The sequence below is a fragment of the Lentzea alba genome (assembly GCF_047445655.1).
Taxonomy (GTDB): domain Bacteria; phylum Actinomycetota; class Actinomycetes; order Mycobacteriales; family Pseudonocardiaceae; genus Lentzea; species Lentzea alba_A.
Genome location: NZ_JAJAEG010000019.1, coordinates 125042 through 141492, shown reverse-complemented (window position 1 = coordinate 141492; position 16451 = coordinate 125042). Strand labels below are relative to the sequence as shown.

The 16451-nt window shown below is 67.6% G+C and carries 19 protein-coding genes; 10 read left to right on the top strand and 9 right to left on the bottom strand.

What is annotated here, in order from left to right:
• Positions 1 to 15 precede the first annotated feature (15 nt).
• On the top strand, positions 16 to 1230 hold the full coding sequence (gene glgC / locus LFM09_RS29930) for a glucose-1-phosphate adenylyltransferase (protein WP_414099920.1): 1215 nt from the start codon (positions 16 to 18) through the stop codon (positions 1228 to 1230).
• Here glgC and LFM09_RS29925 read toward each other — a convergent pair.
• A complete protein-coding gene (locus LFM09_RS29925; RefSeq protein WP_414099919.1) occupies positions 1227 to 3482 on the bottom strand; it encodes an SdrD B-like domain-containing protein in 2256 nt (751 codons plus the stop codon). The genes glgC and LFM09_RS29925 overlap by 4 nt on opposite strands.
• 116 nt (positions 3483 to 3598) lie before the next feature.
• The gene (locus LFM09_RS29920) at positions 3599 to 4231 is read right to left on the bottom strand and encodes an O-methyltransferase (RefSeq protein ID WP_414099918.1); all 633 of its coding nucleotides are present in this window, start codon (positions 4229 to 4231) and stop codon (positions 3599 to 3601) included.
• Between the two features lie 218 nt (positions 4232 to 4449).
• Between LFM09_RS29920 and sigE the strand changes: the two genes are divergently transcribed.
• The 4 genes from sigE (at position 4450) to tatB (ending at position 7536) form a co-directional block, all read left to right on the top strand.
• Positions 4450 to 5031, top strand: a complete 582-nt coding sequence (gene sigE, locus LFM09_RS29915; protein ID WP_245847949.1) for an RNA polymerase sigma factor SigE — start codon at positions 4450 to 4452, stop codon at positions 5029 to 5031.
• A complete protein-coding gene (locus LFM09_RS29910; RefSeq protein WP_414099917.1) occupies positions 5028 to 5558 on the top strand; it encodes a zf-HC2 domain-containing protein in 531 nt (176 codons plus the stop codon). Before sigE ends, LFM09_RS29910 begins: the two co-directional genes overlap by 4 nt.
• 65 nt (positions 5559 to 5623) lie before the next feature.
• Positions 5624 to 7144, top strand: coding sequence for a trypsin-like peptidase domain-containing protein (locus LFM09_RS29905; RefSeq protein WP_414099916.1), 1521 nt, complete (start codon positions 5624 to 5626; stop codon positions 7142 to 7144).
• A gap of 17 nt (positions 7145 to 7161) precedes the next feature.
• Positions 7162 to 7536: a Sec-independent protein translocase protein TatB gene (gene tatB, locus LFM09_RS29900; RefSeq protein ID WP_414099915.1), complete on the top strand. Its 375-nt coding sequence runs from the start codon at positions 7162 to 7164 to the stop codon at positions 7534 to 7536.
• Between the two features lie 209 nt (positions 7537 to 7745).
• On the opposite strand, the gene LFM09_RS29895 is transcribed toward tatB, so the two are convergent.
• Complete coding sequence (locus tag LFM09_RS29895) at positions 7746 to 8891, bottom strand: Mrp/NBP35 family ATP-binding protein (RefSeq protein ID WP_414099914.1); 1146 nt, start codon at positions 8889 to 8891, stop codon at positions 7746 to 7748.
• Between the two features lie 127 nt (positions 8892 to 9018).
• Here LFM09_RS29895 and LFM09_RS29890 point away from each other — a divergent pair, with 127 nt between their 5' ends.
• Both LFM09_RS29890 and LFM09_RS29885 read left to right on the top strand, forming a co-directional pair.
• Positions 9019 to 9462 (top strand): MarR family winged helix-turn-helix transcriptional regulator, encoded by a 444-nt coding sequence (locus LFM09_RS29890; protein WP_246290903.1) that lies wholly within the window; start codon positions 9019 to 9021, stop codon positions 9460 to 9462.
• The gene (locus LFM09_RS29885) at positions 9459 to 9857 is read left to right on the top strand and encodes an NUDIX hydrolase (RefSeq protein ID WP_414099913.1); all 399 of its coding nucleotides are present in this window, start codon (positions 9459 to 9461) and stop codon (positions 9855 to 9857) included. The genes LFM09_RS29890 and LFM09_RS29885 overlap by 4 nt, the downstream gene beginning before the upstream one ends.
• On the opposite strand, the gene LFM09_RS29880 is transcribed toward LFM09_RS29885, so the two are convergent.
• From LFM09_RS29880 to LFM09_RS29860, 5 genes are read right to left on the bottom strand one after another with little or no spacing between them, the layout of a single operon-like run.
• Entirely contained in the window at positions 9847 to 10284 is a 438-nt protein-coding gene (locus LFM09_RS29880) for a hypothetical protein (RefSeq protein ID WP_414099912.1), read from the bottom strand. The genes LFM09_RS29885 and LFM09_RS29880 overlap by 11 nt on opposite strands.
• Complete coding sequence (locus LFM09_RS29875) at positions 10281 to 10766, bottom strand: DUF1003 domain-containing protein (protein WP_414099911.1); 486 nt, start codon at positions 10764 to 10766, stop codon at positions 10281 to 10283. The genes LFM09_RS29880 and LFM09_RS29875 overlap by 4 nt, the downstream gene beginning before the upstream one ends.
• Positions 10759 to 12012 (bottom strand): magnesium transporter MgtE N-terminal domain-containing protein, encoded by a 1254-nt coding sequence (locus tag LFM09_RS29870; RefSeq protein WP_414099910.1) that lies wholly within the window; start codon positions 12010 to 12012, stop codon positions 10759 to 10761. The genes LFM09_RS29875 and LFM09_RS29870 overlap by 8 nt, the downstream gene beginning before the upstream one ends.
• A 14-nt stretch (positions 12013 to 12026) precedes the next feature.
• A complete protein-coding gene (locus LFM09_RS29865; protein WP_414099909.1) occupies positions 12027 to 12860 on the bottom strand; it encodes an aminoglycoside phosphotransferase family protein in 834 nt (277 codons plus the stop codon).
• Positions 12857 to 13195 (bottom strand): hypothetical protein, encoded by a 339-nt coding sequence (locus LFM09_RS29860; RefSeq protein WP_414099908.1) that lies wholly within the window; start codon positions 13193 to 13195, stop codon positions 12857 to 12859. The genes LFM09_RS29865 and LFM09_RS29860 overlap by 4 nt, the downstream gene beginning before the upstream one ends.
• A 110-nt stretch (positions 13196 to 13305) precedes the next feature.
• On the opposite strand from LFM09_RS29860, the gene LFM09_RS29855 reads away from it, so the two are divergent.
• Positions 13306 to 14265, top strand: a complete 960-nt coding sequence (locus LFM09_RS29855; protein ID WP_414099907.1) for an HpcH/HpaI aldolase/citrate lyase family protein — start codon at positions 13306 to 13308, stop codon at positions 14263 to 14265.
• Positions 14266 to 14411: 146 nt separating this feature from the next.
• The gene (locus LFM09_RS29850; RefSeq protein ID WP_414099906.1) at positions 14412 to 14588 is read left to right on the top strand and encodes a hypothetical protein; all 177 of its coding nucleotides are present in this window, start codon (positions 14412 to 14414) and stop codon (positions 14586 to 14588) included.
• Between the two features lie 5 nt (positions 14589 to 14593).
• Here LFM09_RS29850 and LFM09_RS29845 read toward each other — a convergent pair whose 3' ends face one another.
• Positions 14594 to 14974, bottom strand: a complete 381-nt coding sequence (locus LFM09_RS29845) for a DUF4190 domain-containing protein (protein ID WP_414099905.1) — start codon at positions 14972 to 14974, stop codon at positions 14594 to 14596.
• A 201-nt stretch (positions 14975 to 15175) separates the two neighbouring features.
• Here LFM09_RS29845 and LFM09_RS29840 point away from each other — a divergent pair, with 201 nt between their 5' ends.
• The gene (locus LFM09_RS29840; RefSeq protein WP_414099904.1) at positions 15176 to 16372 is read left to right on the top strand and encodes an acyl-CoA dehydrogenase family protein; all 1197 of its coding nucleotides are present in this window, start codon (positions 15176 to 15178) and stop codon (positions 16370 to 16372) included.
• The last annotated feature ends 79 nt before the right edge of the window (positions 16373 to 16451 follow it).

Sequence of the window (16451 nt, the reverse complement as noted above, 5' to 3'; positions counted from 1 at the left end):
ATAGGGTCACATACCGTGAAGGGGCAGCCGCACGTTCTCGGAATTGTGCTTGCCGGTGGTGAAGGCAAGCGCCTGTGGCCACTGACGGCCGACCGCGCGAAACCGGCTGTGCCCTTCGGGGGCAACTACCGGCTGGTCGACTTCGTGCTGTCGAACCTGGTCAACGCGGGGCTCGCGAAGCTCTGCGTGCTGACGCAGTACAAGTCGCACTCGCTGGACCGCCACATCTCCACGACGTGGCGCCTGTCCAATGTGCTCGGTCAGTACGTGACACCGGTGCCGGCTCAGCAACGTTTGGGCCCCCGCTGGTACACCGGGTCCGCCGACGCGATCTTCCAGTCGCTGAACCTCGTCCACGACGAGAAGCCGGACCACGTCGTCATCTTCGGTGCCGACCACGTGTACCGGATGGACCCGGCGCAGATGATCGAGCAGCACGTCCAGTCGGGCGCGGCCGTGACCGTTGCCGGGATCCGCGTGCCGCGGACCGAGGCGAAGGCGTTCGGGTGCATCGACTCGGACGCGACCGGGAAGATCACGCGGTTCCTGGAGAAGCCTTCCGAGCCGCCGCACGTGCCGGACGATCCAGAAGTAACTTTCGCTTCAATGGGCAACTACGTCTTCACGACCGAGGCTCTGTTGGACGCGTTGCGCGGGGATGCGTTGAACCCCGACTCGGACCACGACATGGGTGGCGACATCATCCCGATGCTCGTGGACCGCGGTAAGGCGCACGTCTACGACTTCCAGGACAACGACGTTCCCGGCGCCACGGACCGGGATCGCGGGTACTGGCGCGACGTCGGGACGATCGACGCCTACTACGACGCGCACATGGACCTGGTTTCGGTCCATCCGATCTTCAACCTCTACAACCAGTTGTGGCCGATCCGCACGGCCACTCCGCCGTTGCCTCCGGCCAAGTTCATCGCTGGTGGATCCGCTGAGGACTCGATGGTGGGGCCTGGGTCGATCATCTCCGGGAAGATTCACGGGTCGGTGATCTCTTCTGATGTGACGGTCGAGGTCGGCTCGGTGGTGCAGGGGTCGGTGCTCTTGCCCGGGGTGCGGATTGGCAAGGGTGCGGTCGTGCGGCGGGCCATTCTGGACAAGAACGTTGTCGTGCCGGACGGGGCGTTGATCGGCGTGGACGCGCCGATGGACCGTGAGCGCTACACAGTTTCCGCTGGGGGCGTCACGGTCCTCGGCAAGGGCGTCCGGGCTTACTAACAGCCCGTCAGCTTGATGTCGTCCTGACCTTCGAACCGGCGGCCATCGGTCGTGCGGCCCATGAGGGTCGCCGTCGTCATGCCACAGGTCAGGCCCGTCTTCGTCGTGTCGAAGTGGCACACGAGGTCGGCGCGGCCGTCGTCGTTGACGTCCTCACCCGGTGAGCCGCACCGGACGAAGCTCTGTTCGAGACCGGTGGCACCGAACGTCAGGCTGGTCCGGTCGACCCTCGCGACGGCGTCGAACTCGGCGGTGGACAGGATCGCGACCGGGATCAGGCCCTCCTTCTTGATGTTGATCGAGCTGGGGAAGCTGCGCGGCTTCACGTCCGGCGGCACCCAGTCGATCGAGCGGGTGTCGTTCGCCCGGTCCGTGTCCTCGGGGTGCGGTTCGTTCGCCGCGATCACCGCTGCCGTGGACAGCAGGTGCCTGCGGTTCTCCGTGCACGACACGGTCCAGGCCTTGGTGAAGGTCGCGGTCGTGCCCGCGTTCAGGACGTGTGACTGCTGCTGGCCGGTGTTCGGGGTGATCGTGCAGTCTGCTGGCGCTGCGAACGTCACCGTGGTCAGCGTCTGGACCGCGTCGGCCGGGCCGGCGTTCGCGACGGTCGTCGTGGTGGTGCAGTCGAACGTCTGGGTCTGGTACTGGCGTTCGGTGCAGGTCAGGCGGATGTCGCTCACCGACAGGTCGACCCGTTCGAACACCTCGACCTGGTCTGTCGCCGAGCCCGTGTTGTTCGCGGGGTTGGGATCGTCGACGTGCAGGTGGTTCAGCACGGCCTCCGCCGAGGCGGCGAAGTCGTGGTAGCTGCGGTTCGCGCAGGTCACGTCCCACTTGCTGACCACGGTCGCCGACGTGGCGATCTCGACCTTCTCGTGGCGCGTGGTGCCGACTGGCGTCAGCGTGCAGTCCTGCGGGCCGGTCAGGCCGAGCACGATGTCGGTGAGGGCGGGCGTGTGATCGCCGCCGTTCGACACGGTCGCCGTGACGGTGCACTCGAAGTGGTCGGTCACGTAGGTGCGGCTCACGCAGTCCAGCTGCGTGCTGGTGACGCCGACGTCCGACTCGTCGTGCACCGGGATCGTCGTGGCGACCGATCTTCGGTTGGAACTCGGATCCGGATCGGTTACGCCGGGTGTCGTCACGTCGAGCGCGTTGTCGAAGGTGAATCTGTGGAAGCTCGGCTCCGTGCACGTGAACTGGACCTCGAAGATCACCTCGACCGGGACGCCGAGGACCAGGCGTCGCGTCACGGCCTGCTGGGGCTGGCGGAACGTGCAGTCGACTTCGCCGTGGGCGGTGATGGTGTCCTGAACGTCGATGATCGGCGCCGGGCCGCGGTTCTCCAGGACCGCGCGCACCCGCAGCGTCTGCTCGGTGTCAGCGGTCAGCTTCGACGGCGGGGCGACGACGTCGAAGGCGACCTTCACCGCGTCGGCCTTGGTCTCGACGTTGCCGAAGTCCCGGCCCCTGTACTCGGTGTCGGCAGCGCCGATCGGTACGTGTACGCCGTGTCGCTCAGGGCCTGAGGTCCGGGTCCAGTCGGGGCGGTTCTCCTCGGTGATCGCGTAGTCGCCGGGCAGGTGCCCGTCCATCCGGAACTCGTAGTAGCCGTTCGCGTCGGTGGTCCTGTGCTCGACTGCGCCGGTGCCCTGACCTGCGTCGGAGCGGTCGCGGTGCAGCGTCATCGTCCAACCTGCGAGGCCGGGCTCACCGGCGTCGCGGACGCCGTTGCGGTTGGCGTCGTGGTACTTGTGGCCGCTGATCACCGGCACCGGCTTCGCCGAGGTGTCCTTGGAGAAGTTGCCACAGGCCTGGCCGATGAAGCTGGTGCCGAAGCTGAGCGACGGCAGGGTGACGGGCCGAGCGTGGAACGGATTCCAAACGGGTTTGAAATGCAGCAGATGAGGTGCGCAGGGCACGTCGACAACTCGATTGTTGTCATCGCAGCCCGACCATTCCACATCACCTGAGGTGACCTGCCGGTTCTCGATGCGCGCGTACCAGATGAAATTCGGGTGGAAACCCCTTGCTTGGTAATAGTCCCGGTGCCGGATGAAGTCCTGGTGCGACAGCAGCCGGCCGAACCCCGGGTCGAGCACGAACGAGTCGCGGCACCCAACGTCGGTGGTAGTGGGCATGTCGGCGCCGTCGATCCAGCAGGTGTGGTGCGCCTGCGCGGCCGGAGTGGCGAGGCCGATGATCGGTATCAGTGCAGCCGCCAGCGCGGCTAGAACTCTTGTTGGTTTCACCTGAGCCCCTTTCGGGGAATGGGCTATCCCCGACCCTGCGGAGGGCATGTCGAATCGCCGTGAAGCGTTGTTACCGCATCACTCAGGTGGGCCAACCGGAATTCTTATCGGCGCACTCAGGGTTTGCGCGCGGCGACCAGCAGTCCGTCACCCAGGGGCAGGATGACGGGCACGAGGCGGTCGTCCTCCCTCACCAGGCGCGCGATGTCGCGCATCGCCTGGGTCGACTCGTCCCGCTTCGTGGGATCCACGACGGCGCCGTGCCACAGGACGTTGTCGAACGCGATGACCCCGCCCGGCCTCAGCATCCGGATGCCGTGCTGGAGGTACTGCGGGTACTCGGGCTTGTAGGCGTCGACGAAGACGAGGTCGTAGGCCGCGTCGGTCAGGCGGGGCAGCACGTCCAGCGCCTTGCCCATGATCAGGCGGGTGCGGGACGGCGAGATGCCTGCGGCCGTGTAGGCCTCACGGGCTGCGCGTTGGTGTTCTGGCTCGACGTCTATCGAGGTCAGGATGCCGGACTGGGGCATGCCGGCCAGCAGGTAGAGGCCGCTGGTGCCCGCGCCGGTGCCGATCTCCACGACTGCGCGCGCCTGGAGGGCGGTTGCCAGGAACCGCAGGGCGGCGCCTCCACCGGCGCCGATGGGCACGCAGCCCAGTTCCTGGCCGCGTGCTCGTGCTGCCAGGTGCACTTCGTCCTCGGGGAGGTACTGCTCGACGTACTCCCGCAGGGCCGATTCCGAGGTCACGGGTCGCAGGTTAGTGCCATGTGTGCCCAAAACGGGTGAACGCGGCCCGAACCGAGATTCTCAGGATGCTCTCAGCCCACTCTCACGATCGTTTAAAGGGAGCAGGAGAAGGTACAGAGGCAAGAAGCCAGGCTCTAGTCGGGAACAAGCCGGACTCGACGCTCGTTGAGCCGCATAAGGGTCGCCGGGCGGCCCACCTGGAGGTGCCGAAACACCTGATGCGCACGCAGTCGAGTTCGCCGGAGGCCGTCGCGCCCATCGAGACGGCCGACTGGACGCCGCCCTCGTGGGACGCGATCGTCCGAGAGCACGCGGACAGGGTCTACCGGCTCGCGTACCGCCTGACCGGCAACCAGCACGACGCCGAGGACCTCACCCAGGAGACGTTCATCCGGGTGTTCAGGTCGCTGGCGTCGTACAAGCCGGGCACTTTCGAGGGGTGGCTGCACCGCATCACCACCAACCTCTTCCTCGACATGGCACGCAGGCGTTCTCGCGTGCGCATGGAGGCGCTGCCCGAGGACAACGACCGCCTTGAGGGTGACGACCTGTCCCCTGAAGAGATCTACGACGAGAACCACCTGGACCCCGACCTGCAGGCCGCGCTGGACGAGCTCCCGCCGGAGTTCCGCGCCGCGGTCGTGCTGTGTGACGTGGAAGGACTCTCCTACGAGGAGATCGGTGCCACGCTCGGGGTGAAGATGGGTACCGTGAGGAGCAGGATCCATCGGGGCCGTCAGGCTCTGAAGGTCGCGCTCGAACGTCGTCGTCGGGAATCGTTGCTGGAGGACTCTGCATGACCGACCTCCGTGGTTGGGGCCTGCCTGAGCAGCACCTGTTGCCGGATGCCGTGGTCGCGTTCGTGGACGGAGAGCTGTCCTCGGTCGCGCACGAGCGAGCCTCTGCGCACATCCAGCGCTGTGGCTTCTGCGCCTTCGAGACCTACACCCAGCAGCAGGCGCGCTCCGCCGTGCGCACCGCGTCGGCGCCGACGGCGTCCGCATCGCTGCTGGACAGGCTGGGTGCCATCCCGCAGGAGGTCGACCTGCCGTCCGCTCCGGACGGGCTCGCGATCACCGAGGACGGACAGTTCGTCGCCGTGCAGCGGACCGACAAGCCCGCGTTCGGCTCAGGCCCCGTGCTGGGGTCTTCACGCCCGCTGGGCAGCAACGGCTGGTTCAGCGGCCGTCGCGCGCGCCAGGGTGCCGGGGTCGTCGTGAGCGGCATGCTGCTCGGCGCGCTCGCGTTCACGACGCCCGAGAGCGACGCGCCTGCCTCGCCTTCCGCGCCGCAGAACGCCGGTGCGGTCTTCGCGACCACCCCCTGACAGTCGTTTTACCGCTCGTCAGGCAGGCTGTAGGCCAGCACTCCTAGCGGAAAATTCGGGGAGAGATGAGCCAGCAGTCGCCCAACGGCCAGACGCCCACACCCGTTTCCGGAGTGGACGACGGAGCGCATCGCAGGCTCCGGCCACGGCCCTTGGTGCAGCCGCCGGTCGACCCCGCGTACGCGTCAGCCTTCGGCCGCCCGGACGGTGTACCCGGTGCGTTCGCCACGCGCGACGTGCCCATGCGTCCCGTCGAGTCCGCCCCGCCGCCTCCCGAGTCCCTCGTGACCGCGTTCGGCCGGCAGGGTTCGTCCGAGTTGCTGCAGCGGCCGCCGCAGCCCGTCTCCGATCCCGATCCGGACATCGATCCGGTGTTCTGGGGCGACAAGCCCGCCGGCGACCCGTGGCGCGACCCCGCGTCCGGTGCGGTGATCGGTCCGCCCGCCGTGGGCGAGGATCCGCCGGGCGAACCTGAGAAGAAGCCCGAGCCGGGTCCGCAGCTGAGCATTCCCGAGCTGTTGTTCGGCCGTCGCGTGAAGCCGACCGCTTTGGCGATGCTGATGGTCGCCGCGCTGCTCGTCGGTTCTGTGGGCGGTCTTGTCGGCTGGCTGATCGGCCGCGCCGGCAACCCGTTGACCGACTCGACGGTGACGCTGGCCGAGGTCGCGGAGGGCAAGGAGCGCCCGGCCGGTTCGATCTCGGACATCGCCAAGCGCGTGACGCCCAGCGTCGTGTCGATCGAGTTCAAGGGCACGAACGTGGCGGGCGTCGGCTCCGGCGTCGTCATCGAGGGCGGCGGCTACATCCTGACCAACGACCACGTGGTCGCCCCGGCCACCCAGGACACCTCGGCCAAGCTGAGCGCGGTCTTCACCGACGGCACCCGCGCCGCGGCCCGCGTCGTCGGCCGCGACCCGAAGACCGACCTCGCGGTCATCAAGGTCGAGGTCACGAACCCGACCGTCCTGCAGTTCGGCAACTCCGACGAGCTCCAGGTGGGCGACAGCGTGATTGCCATCGGCTCGCCGCTGCAGCTGTCCAACACGGTCACCAAGGGCATCGTCTCCGCGCTGCACCGCCCGGTGACGGCCGCGGGCGAGAACGGCGGCCCCCAGGTCACCTACGACGCGATCCAGACCGACGCGGCCATCAACCCGGGCAACTCCGGCGGCGCGCTGGTCGACTCGCGCGGCGCCCTGATCGGCATCAACTCGTCGATCCGCACCGAGACGGGTGGTTCGGTCGGGCTCGGCTTCGCGATCTCCGGCAACCAGGCCCGCAAGATCAGCCAGGAGCTGATCCGCAACGGCTCGGTGAAGCACGCGGACATGAACATCAACGTGAAGTCCGTGTCCGCGGAGACCTCCGAGGGCGCCCAGGTGCAGAACGTGCCGGCGGGCGGTGCCGCGGCTGCCGCGGGCATCCAGGAGGGCGACGTGATCACCAAGGTGGGCAACCGCATGGTCCGCAACGCCGCCGAACTGGTCGTAGCGGTCCGCGAGCACGAAATCGGCGAAACCGTGCAGGTAGTGCTGGCGCGCCAGGGCCGTGAGCTGAAACTCGACGTGACATTGAAGAGCGACTGAGAAGTAGGCTGAGACCTGTGTTCGACAGCATCGGATGGGTAGAGATCCTCATCATCGTCGTCGCGGGTCTCTTCATCCTGGGGCCCGAACGCCTGCCATCGGCCGCGGCCTGGCTGGGCAAGACGGTGAGGCAGGTCCGCGAGTACGCGACCGGCGCACGCGAACAGCTGAAGCAGGAGATGGGCCCGGAGTTCGAGTCGCTCCGCAAGCCCCTCGAAGACCTGCGGGAGCTGCGCAACTTCGACCCGAAGCGCGCGGTCACCAAGCACCTCTTCGACGACCCCGAACCCACGAAGTCGAACGGCTACCCGACGCCGCCGACGACCTCCGCGCCGGAGCAGCGGCCGCTCGCACCTGGCGAGCGCCCGCCGTACGACCCGGACGCCACCTGATCCGCCACCTGCTCGCAGACCCCGCGTTTTTGCCATGAGGGTGACCTTCATGGACCTCAGGTCCATGAAGGTCACCCTCATGGCAAACAAGAAGGGGACTTGCTGGGGCATAGCGGGCATATCGCCCACGATTTGTCGGCGGAGTCCCGCAAGTACCTCCGCCTCATGAGCTGTTGATGTCGAGTTGGAGGGGTACTTGCAGACGTCGGCTAGCGGCCGGCGGGCGACACGTTCAGCAGACGGCCCGCCAGGCCGCGCGACTTCACGGTCAGCTTCTTCGCCACGTCGCTGAGCACCTGAGCGGCAGCCGAATCCGGCACCGCCTGCACGATCGGCGTGCCAGTGTCGCCGTTCTCGCGCAGCCGCGGGTCCAGCGGCACCTGCCCGAGCAGCGGCACATCCGAACCGATGGCCTTCGAGAGCGACTCCGCGACCGCAGCGCCGCCACCCGAGCCGAAGACCTCCATGCGCGAGCCGTCGGGCATCTCCAGCCACGACATGTTCTCGATGACGCCCGCGACCCGCTGACGCGTCTGGAGGGCGATCGAGCCGGCCCGCTCGGCCACCTCGGCGGCGGCCTGCTGCGGGGTCGTCACGACCAGGATCTCTGCGTTCGGGACCAGCTGCGCCACCGAGATGGCCACGTCACCGGTGCCCGGCGGCAGGTCGAGCAGCAGCACGTCCAGGTCGCCCCAGAACACGTCCGCGAGGAACTGCTGCAACGCGCGGTGCAGCATCGGGCCGCGCCACACGACGGGCGTGTTGCCCGGGGTGAACATGCCGATCGAGATGACCTTCACGCCGTGCGCCTGTGGCGGCATGATCATCTTTTCGACCTGGGTGGGGCGGCCGTCCGCGCCGAGCATGCGGGGGATCGAGTGGCCGTAGATGTCGGCGTCGACGATGCCGACCGACAGGCCGCGGGCCGCCATCGCGACGGCCAGGTTCACGGTGACCGAGGACTTGCCGACGCCGCCCTTGCCGGACGCGACGCAGTACACCCGCGTCAGCGAGCCCGGCTGGGCGAACGGGATGACCGGCTCCTCGGTGCCGCCGCGCAGCGTCTTGCGCAGCTCGGTCCGCTGGGCGTCGCTCATCACGTCGAGGTCGACCCGCACGGACGAGACGCCGTCCAAAGCCTGAACGGCTTCGGTGACGTCTTTAGTGATCTTGTCGCGCATCGGGCAGCCCGCGACCGTCAGGAAAACACCCACGACCACGGCGCCGTCCGCGCCGACCTCGACGTCCTTGACCATGCCGATCTCGGTGATCGGGCGGCGGATCTCGGGGTCCTGCACACCGGCGAGCGCCTTGCGGACGTCCTCGACGGTGGGGAGGGGCTGTGTGGTGGTCACCCAGCCATGCTACGTCCGGTTCACACGCGTCCTACCGGCCGGTCACTTTCGACCACAGGCCCAGGTCGTAGCGGGGCCAGAGCTGTCCGTAACATCGACGTCCGTGCCGGAATCGGGTAGTTCCCGGTTGCCCACCCGTGTCGAGCTAGGGGTGTGGCGATCGTTCCTCCGCGCGCATGCACGGATCACGAGGGTCCTCGAGGCCGAACTGATTGCTGAGCAGCGCCTTTCGCTCGCGGCGTACGACGTGCTGGTTCAACTGGCCGAGACGCCTTCCATGCGCATGCGCATGACTGAACTGGCCGATGCCGTCCTGCTGTCCCGATCTGGCGTGACCCGCCTGGTGGACCGTTTGGAACGTGCAGGTCTGGTCGGACGCGAACGCGCCGACGGTGATGGACGCGGCATCGTGGCCGTGCTCACACCGCTCGGTGCCGAACGTCTCCGCAGCGCCTCCGCCACCCACCTGGCGGGAGTCGCCGAACACTTCGGGGAGAGTTTCGGGCCTGGAGAGCTCGAAGCCTTCGGACGCACGTGTGACCGCTTGGCAGCGGACGACGTGTATCCGTGATCACCGTGGTGGGACTTGTGCACGTCGAGGCTGGCCGCCTCCTCGTTGTGCGCTCACGCAACAAGAAGGCCTTCTACCTCCCCGGCGGCAAGATCGAGCCTGGTGAGTCCCCTGTGGACGCCCTGCGCCGGGAGGTGCGGGAGGAGCTGGGAATCGGGCTGGGAGCGCTCTCAGAGGTGAAGCGCTACGTCGCACCCGCATACGGCGAGGGTGAGGGCGCGATGGTCGACATGACCTGCTTCACGGCTTCGTTGCTGGGAACTCCGCAACCCACCGGTGAGATCGCCGAGCTGACCTATGTGAACCGGGACGAGTACCGGTCGCACGTGGAGACGGCGCCCGCGATCCACGAGGTTCTGTCAGATCTGGTCGCGAGTGGACAGATCAGGACGTGATCCGGCGCACTTCCGCCATCACCTCGGCGTCCAGCGCCTCGTCGCTGTCGACGGCCTGGGTGTCGTAGGCGTCGTCCAGTTCCGACAGTCGCCAGCCTTCGTCCTCGTGCCCGAACATCCGGTGCGTCCACTTCGTGAGCTCACGCGGTGTCAATTCACCCGACAGGACGCGCACAGCCATCGCGCGCAGTCCTTCCTCCCTGCCCTCGACCGTTCCCCTGCTGTGGTGGGGGAGGTCGAGCTCCCGCATCACCTCCGGAAGCAGGATCGGCACCTCGATGTCCGCCTCCAGCCGGGTCAGCGCCGCCAGCCGGGCCACGGCCTCGCCGCCCTCACCGGCCACGAGCAGGTCGCAGGCCGCGAGTACGACGTCGGTCGCCCGCTTCTCCTTCACCAGCCACAACGCGACTACGTCTCGGAAGGTCACCCTCTGATCTTCCTCATGTTGTTCTGTTCTTTCACCAGCTTTTCGAGCTCCCCGCGGATGAAGTCACGCGTCGCCACCTCACCGACGGCCAACCGCAGCGCCGCCAGCTCCCGAGCCAGGTACTCGGTGTCCGCCTTGGTCTGCGCCGCCCGAGCCCGGTCCTCCTCCAACGAAACCCGGTCCCGGTCGTCCTGCCGGTTCTGTGCCAACAGGATCAACGGCGCCGCATAAGCAGCCTGCGTCGAGAACGCCAGGTTCAGCAGGATGAACGGATACGGGTCCCACCGCAGCGACACCGCCACCAGGTTGATGGAGATCCACGCGATCACGAGCAACGTCTGCCAGAACAGGAACTTGCCCGTGCCCAGGAAGCGCGCGAGCCGTTCGGAGAACTGACCGAACGCGTCCGGGTCGATCGACAGGCGGAAGCCGCGGGGTTCGCGCGGCTGGTCGAGTCTGCGCCGTGGCAGCAGTTCAGGCATGGCTCAGTCCCGTCTCGCGCCAGTTGTCCGGCAGCAGGTGGTCCAGCACGTCGTCGACGGTCACCGCGCCGAGCAGGTGCTCGGCCTCGTCGGTCACCGGCGCGCACACCAGGTTGTACGTGGCGAAGTAGCGCGTGACATCGCTCAGCGAGGCGTTCGGGGGCAGTCGCACCAGCGAGGTGTCGATCACGCCGGCGACCAGGTCGAACGGGGGTTCGCGCAGCAGGCGTTGGATGTGCACGCAGCCCAGGTACCGCCCGGTCGGCGTCGCGGAGGGAGAGCGGCACACGAAGACCATCGACGCCAGCGCCGGCGTCAGGTCGGGATTTCGCACCCGTGCCAACGCTTCCGCGATCGTCGCGTCCGGCGTGAGGATGATCGGTTCCGGGGTCATCAGACCGCCGGCCGTGTCGAACGAGTACTCCAGCAGGCGCCGGACGGGTTCGGACTCCTCGGGTTCCATCAGGTCGAGCAGCCGGTCCTTGGCCGCCTCGGACAGCTCGGCCAGCAGGTCGGCCGCGTCGTCCGGGTTCATCGCCTCCAGGATGTCCGCGGCGCGTTCCTCGTCCAGGTGCGACAGGACGTCCTTCTGGTCCTCTTCGGACAGTTCCTCGATGACGTCCGCGAGCCGTTCGTCGTCCAGCGCGTCGGCGACCTCGTGGCGGCGCTTGGGTGGCAGCTCGTGCAACGCGTGCGCCACGTCGGCCGCGCGCATGCCCTCGAACACCGCGACCAGCTGCTGGGCGCCCTGCGGCTGGCCCGCGATCTCGTTGACGCTCAGACCGCCGACGTCCTCCCAGCGGAACACCTGCGTCGGGCCCTTGAAACCGAACCGGCCGGTGCGCTCCCGGGCCGCGACGCGAACCATCCGCCAGTCGCGGGTGCGGGTCAGCTCCATCGCGGCGTCCACGACGACGGCGCTGCCGCCGCCGTCCAGCGCGATCTTGGCGTCCAGCACCTCGCCGATCACGAGCACCTCGTTGACGCGCTGGTGGAACGGGCGCAGGTTCACCGAGCCGGTCGCGAGCGTGACGGCGTTCGGCTCAATGGACGTCAAGCGCAGCATCGGGACGAAGATCCGCCGCCGGGTCGCCAGCTCGATGACCATGCCGAGCACGCGCGGCGGTTGCCGGTCGATCCGGAGACTGATCACGACGTCGCGGGCCTTGCCGACGGGTTCGCCGTCGGGGCCGAAGACGGGAAGTCCGGCCAGCTGAGCGATGTAAACCCGGTTCACAGCCACCACATCACCAGGCTAGATCAGGTCCGGGCCGCCCACCCGGCGATATCGGCGCAGATCACCGCCATGTCCTCGATGTCTTCTTCCAGAGCCCAGATCCAGTTGGCGACGGCCCGGTGCAGCGTCCAGTCGCGCGCCTTCGCGACGTCCAGCTCGCCCGCGTCGCACAGCGCCAGGAACCGGTCGGTGAGCCCCTTGCGGCCGTCCAGCTCGTCGAACCTGTTCCACAGCAACGGGATCATGCAGTACTCGGGATCGCCGGACAGCGGCTTCGGGTCGATCACCAACCACGGTTCGCGGTCGCCGCGCAGCACGTTCTCGTAGTGCAGGTCCTCGTTGACCAGTGTCGTGCCCATCGGCCTGGTGCCGGCCTCGCGGGCCGCGTCGAGCAGCCGGGCGGGGATCGCCGGGTGATCTTCGAGGCCGCTGGAGAACCTGCGGATCTCGCTCGGTGCCTGGATTCCGCGGTGTCGTCGCAACAGCGAGCCGATCACGCCGACCGCGAGGTCGATCGGCTCGTCGTCGAGTGAGTGCTGGTCGAGGCGTTCCAGCAGCAACGCGCCGAGCTCCTCGTCGTGGTCGAGCAGCTGCACGGCACCGTTGCCGTCGTAGAGCTTCAGCGCCAGCGGTTCGTGCTCGGTCTCCCGGTCGACCCAGGTCAGCTTGAGCACGGCCGGGTGCCCGTCGGCCCGCCGCACCGGCAGCACAACGGCGCAGAAGCCGTTCATCAGCGCGCCGTCCGGGGTGAGCTGCCACCGCGCACACGCCTTCGTGGCGAGCTTCGGCAACGACGCCACCCACTCCGGCGCACCCTCGCCGAGCTCGGCGCCGAAGCCGGCAGGAACGGTGATCATGCGCTGAACTCCAGCCGGTACACCGCTTCCCACTCCGGACTGGTGTTGAGGCGCGCGGTCTTCAGCGCCTGAGTCGTCTCCTCGTCGGGCTCGGTCAGCCGGGCGACGGCCTGAGCGTCGATGAGGTGCGAGTGCGTGCTGGGGGACCGGACGGTGACCGTGACCTGCGCCTGGTCGGCCAGGCCGGGCACCTGCTGTTCGGAGCCGCCGGTGATGACCCAGAGCGCGTCGTCGCGCCAGTGGGCGTGCACGAGACGGGGTTCGTGGCCGGGTGAGGTGATCCACACGGCTGCTGCTTTCCGCAGCGCCGCGTCCAAGATTCGAGTGATCTCCACCGGTTCAGCCTGCCAGGGTTTGTGAAACGGGACTCAGCGAATATGCGCCCGGAGATGATGCGTGCCACTGTGGCGCACATAGTTACCGGCCGGTACGAGGAGGTACTCCAGTGGTCGACCAGCAGCGTCCCCGTCGCTCGTGTCTGGCGGTTCCAGGTTCGAGCCAGAAGATGATCGACAAGGCGCGCACGCTGCCGGCGGACCAGGTGTTCCTGGACCTGGAGGACGCCTGCGCCCCGCTGGCCAAGCCGGACGCCCGCAAGACCATCGTCGCGTCCCTGAACGAGGGCGGCTGGGGCGACAAGGCCCGCGTCGTCCGCGTGAACGACTGGACGACGGAGTGGACCTACCGCGACGTCACCGAGGTCGTCGAGGGCGCCGGTGCGAACCTCGACTGCATCATGCTGCCGAAGGTGCAGACGCCCGAGCAGATCGTGGCTCTCGACTTCCTGATCACGCAGATCGAGAAGACGATGGGCTACGAGGTCGGCAAGATCGGCATCGAGGCCCAGATCGAGAACGCCCTGGGCCTGAACAACGTCAACGCGATCGCCACCGCGTCCCCGCGCGTCGAGACGATCATCTTCGGCCCGGCGGACTTCATGGCGTCCATCAACATGAAGTCGCTGGTCGTCGGTGAGCAGCCGCCCGGCTACGACGTCGGCGACGCCTACCACTACATCCTGATGCGGATCCTGATGGCCGCGCGGGCCCACGACAAGCAGGCCATCGACGGCCCCTACCTGCAGATCCGCGACGTCGAGGGCTACAAGCGCGTCGCCGGTCGTTCCGCGGCGCTGGGCTTCGACGGCAAGTGGGTGCTGCACCCCGGCCAGATCGACGCGGCCAACGAGGTCTTCAGCCCGAAGCAGGACGACTACGACCACGCGGAGAACATCCTCGACGCGTACGAGTACTTCACGTCCGAGGCAGGCGGCAAGCGCGGCGCGGTGATGCTCGGCGACGAGATGATCGACGAGGCGTCCCGGAAGATGGCTCTCGTCATCTCCGGCAAGGGCCGTGCCGCGGGTATGTCGCGGTCGAACGTGTGGACCCCGCCGGAGGACTAATTCCGTTACAGATTGTGCGCTACTTCACCCTGAATGTGACTGGACGTGTTCGACCGTCACAGGTTGCATTCAAAACGGGTGAGGTGGCGCACAATCTGTTACCGAAGTTTGCGGAACGGCCCGGGGTGGGGTGCATGCTCATGGGCATGTCACGTTCCAGTAACGGTAAGGCCAGCAGACGGTTGCGGCTCTTCAAACGCCGCGAGGACGACCTGCTCGAGCGCAGCTTCCGCAGCTGCCCGGGATGCGACGCCGACGTCCACGTGTTCGCCGACGTCTGCCGCCACTGCGGTGGCGCCCTGGAGATCGCCCTCGCGGGCTGAAGCTCCTAGTACGTGTTCTGGTTCAGGCCGATGCCGATCAGGAACACGATGAACACGAAGTAGAGCACCCATCCCACGATGACGACGTAGCCCACGATCAGGCCTGCCAGTGCCAGGCCGCGGCCGTCCTCCTCGCCCCGCTTGATCTTGCCCATCGCGATGTGGCCGAAGATGACGCCGACGATCGCCGTGATGCCGCAGGTCACGAAACCCACGCAGGACAGCACGAGCGCGAGGATCGCGTTCTGCTGCGGCTTGGGCTGGGGCGGGTAGCCGTAGGGGTACTGCGGCGCCCCGTAGGGCTGGCCGGGCTGCTGGCCGTAGGGCTGGCCAGGCTGCTGGCCGTACGGGTCGCCCTGCTTCGGGTTGTACGGGTCGTAAGTCATCGCGGTCCCCCTAGGAGTGTTGAGCCGGGATCTTAAAGTCCACCTGCGGAGTTCGTCGCGTGTGGGTGCGCGATTCCACTCGTCAGGGATGCTGTTTCGGTACAGCAGGCGCGACTGTGTTGCGGAGAGCACACCGCGGTCGCAAACGAGCGTTAACCGGTCCATACTCGCCGGTAACTCTTGCTTTGGAAGGGAAGTGCGATGGCGCGCCTCGCCCAGACCGCGGGTCTCACGGACATCCAGGAAGAAATCCTCGCGACCGTTCGCACGTTCGTGGACAAGGAGATCATTCCGCACGCCCAGACGCTGGAGCACGGCGACACGTACCCCGCCGACATCGTCGAGGGCATGAAGGAGATGGGCCTCTTCGGCCTGACGATCCCGGAGGAGTACGGCGGCCTCGGCGAGTCCCTGCTGACCTACGCGCTGGTCGTCGAGCAGATCGCGCGCGGCTGGATGAGCGTCTCCGGCGTCATCAACACCCACTTCATCGTGGCGCACATGCTCAAGCAGCACGGCACGCCCGAGCAGAAGGAGAAGTACCTGCCGCGCATGGCCACCGGCGAGGTGCGCGGCTCCTTCTCCATGTCCGAGCCCGAGCTCGGCTCCGACGTCGCGGCAATCCGCACGCGTGCCGTCAAGGGCGAGTCGGGTTACACGATCAACGGCCAGAAGATGTGGCTGACGAACGGTGGCACGTCGAACCTGACCGCCGTACTCGTGAAGACGGACGAGGGCGCGGAGAAGGCGCACCAGAACCTCACGACGTTCCTGGTGGAGAAGCCCGAGGGTTACGGCGAGGTCCTGCCGGGCCTCACGATCCCCGGCAAGATCGACAAGATGGGTTACAAGGGCGTCGACACCACGGAAATGGTGTTCGACGGCTTCGAGATCGCCGCTGACCAGATCCTGGGCGGCGCGTCTGGCCAGGGCTTCCGGCACATGATGGACGGCGTCGAGGTCGGCCGCGTGAACGTCGCCGCCCGCGCGTGCGGCATCGCGATCCGCGCGTTCGAGCTGGCCATCGAGTACTCGCAGCAGCGCAGGACGTTCGGCAAGGCCATCGCGGAGCACCAGGCAATCGCCTTCAAGCTGGCCGAGATGGCCACGAAGGTCGAGGCCGCGCACCTGATGATGGTGAACGCGGCCCGGCTGAAGGACTCCGGCCAGCGCAACGACGTCGAGGCCGGCATGGCCAAGCTCATCGCGTCCGAGTACTGCGCCGAGGTGACGCAGGAGTCGTTCCGCATCCACGGCGGCTACGGCTACTCCAAGGAGTACGAGATCGAGCGCCTGATGCGCGAGGCCCCGTTCCTGCTGATCGGCGAGGGCACGTCGGAGATCCAGAAGACGATCATCTCCCGCGGCCTGCTCCGCGAGTACCAGTCGCGCGGCTAGGGATTCGTCCGTTAGGGGTCATTCTTTCACGAGAGTGGCCCCTAACGATTTTTGCTTGGGAGCCATAGGGTTCGCTCAC

Coding starts and splice junctions, on each gene's coding strand:
- sigE (WP_245847949.1), top strand. CDS start 4,450: ATGCGCACGCAGTCGAGTTCGCCGGAGGCCGTCGCGCCCATCGAGACG.
- LFM09_RS29910 (WP_414099917.1), top strand. CDS start 5,028: ATGACCGACCTCCGTGGTTGGGGCCTGCCTGAGCAGCACCTGTTGCCG.
- LFM09_RS29905 (WP_414099916.1), top strand. CDS start 5,624: ATGAGCCAGCAGTCGCCCAACGGCCAGACGCCCACACCCGTTTCCGGA.
- LFM09_RS29875 (WP_414099911.1), bottom strand. CDS start 10,766: ATGCCTGAACTGCTGCCACGGCGCAGACTCGACCAGCCGCGCGAACCC.
- LFM09_RS29865 (WP_414099909.1), bottom strand. CDS start 12,860: ATGATCACCGTTCCTGCCGGCTTCGGCGCCGAGCTCGGCGAGGGTGCG.
- LFM09_RS29850 (WP_414099906.1), top strand. CDS start 14,412: ATGTCACGTTCCAGTAACGGTAAGGCCAGCAGACGGTTGCGGCTCTTC.
- LFM09_RS29845 (WP_414099905.1), bottom strand. CDS start 14,974: ATGACTTACGACCCGTACAACCCGAAGCAGGGCGACCCGTACGGCCAG.
- LFM09_RS29840 (WP_414099904.1), top strand. CDS start 15,176: ATGGCGCGCCTCGCCCAGACCGCGGGTCTCACGGACATCCAGGAAGAA.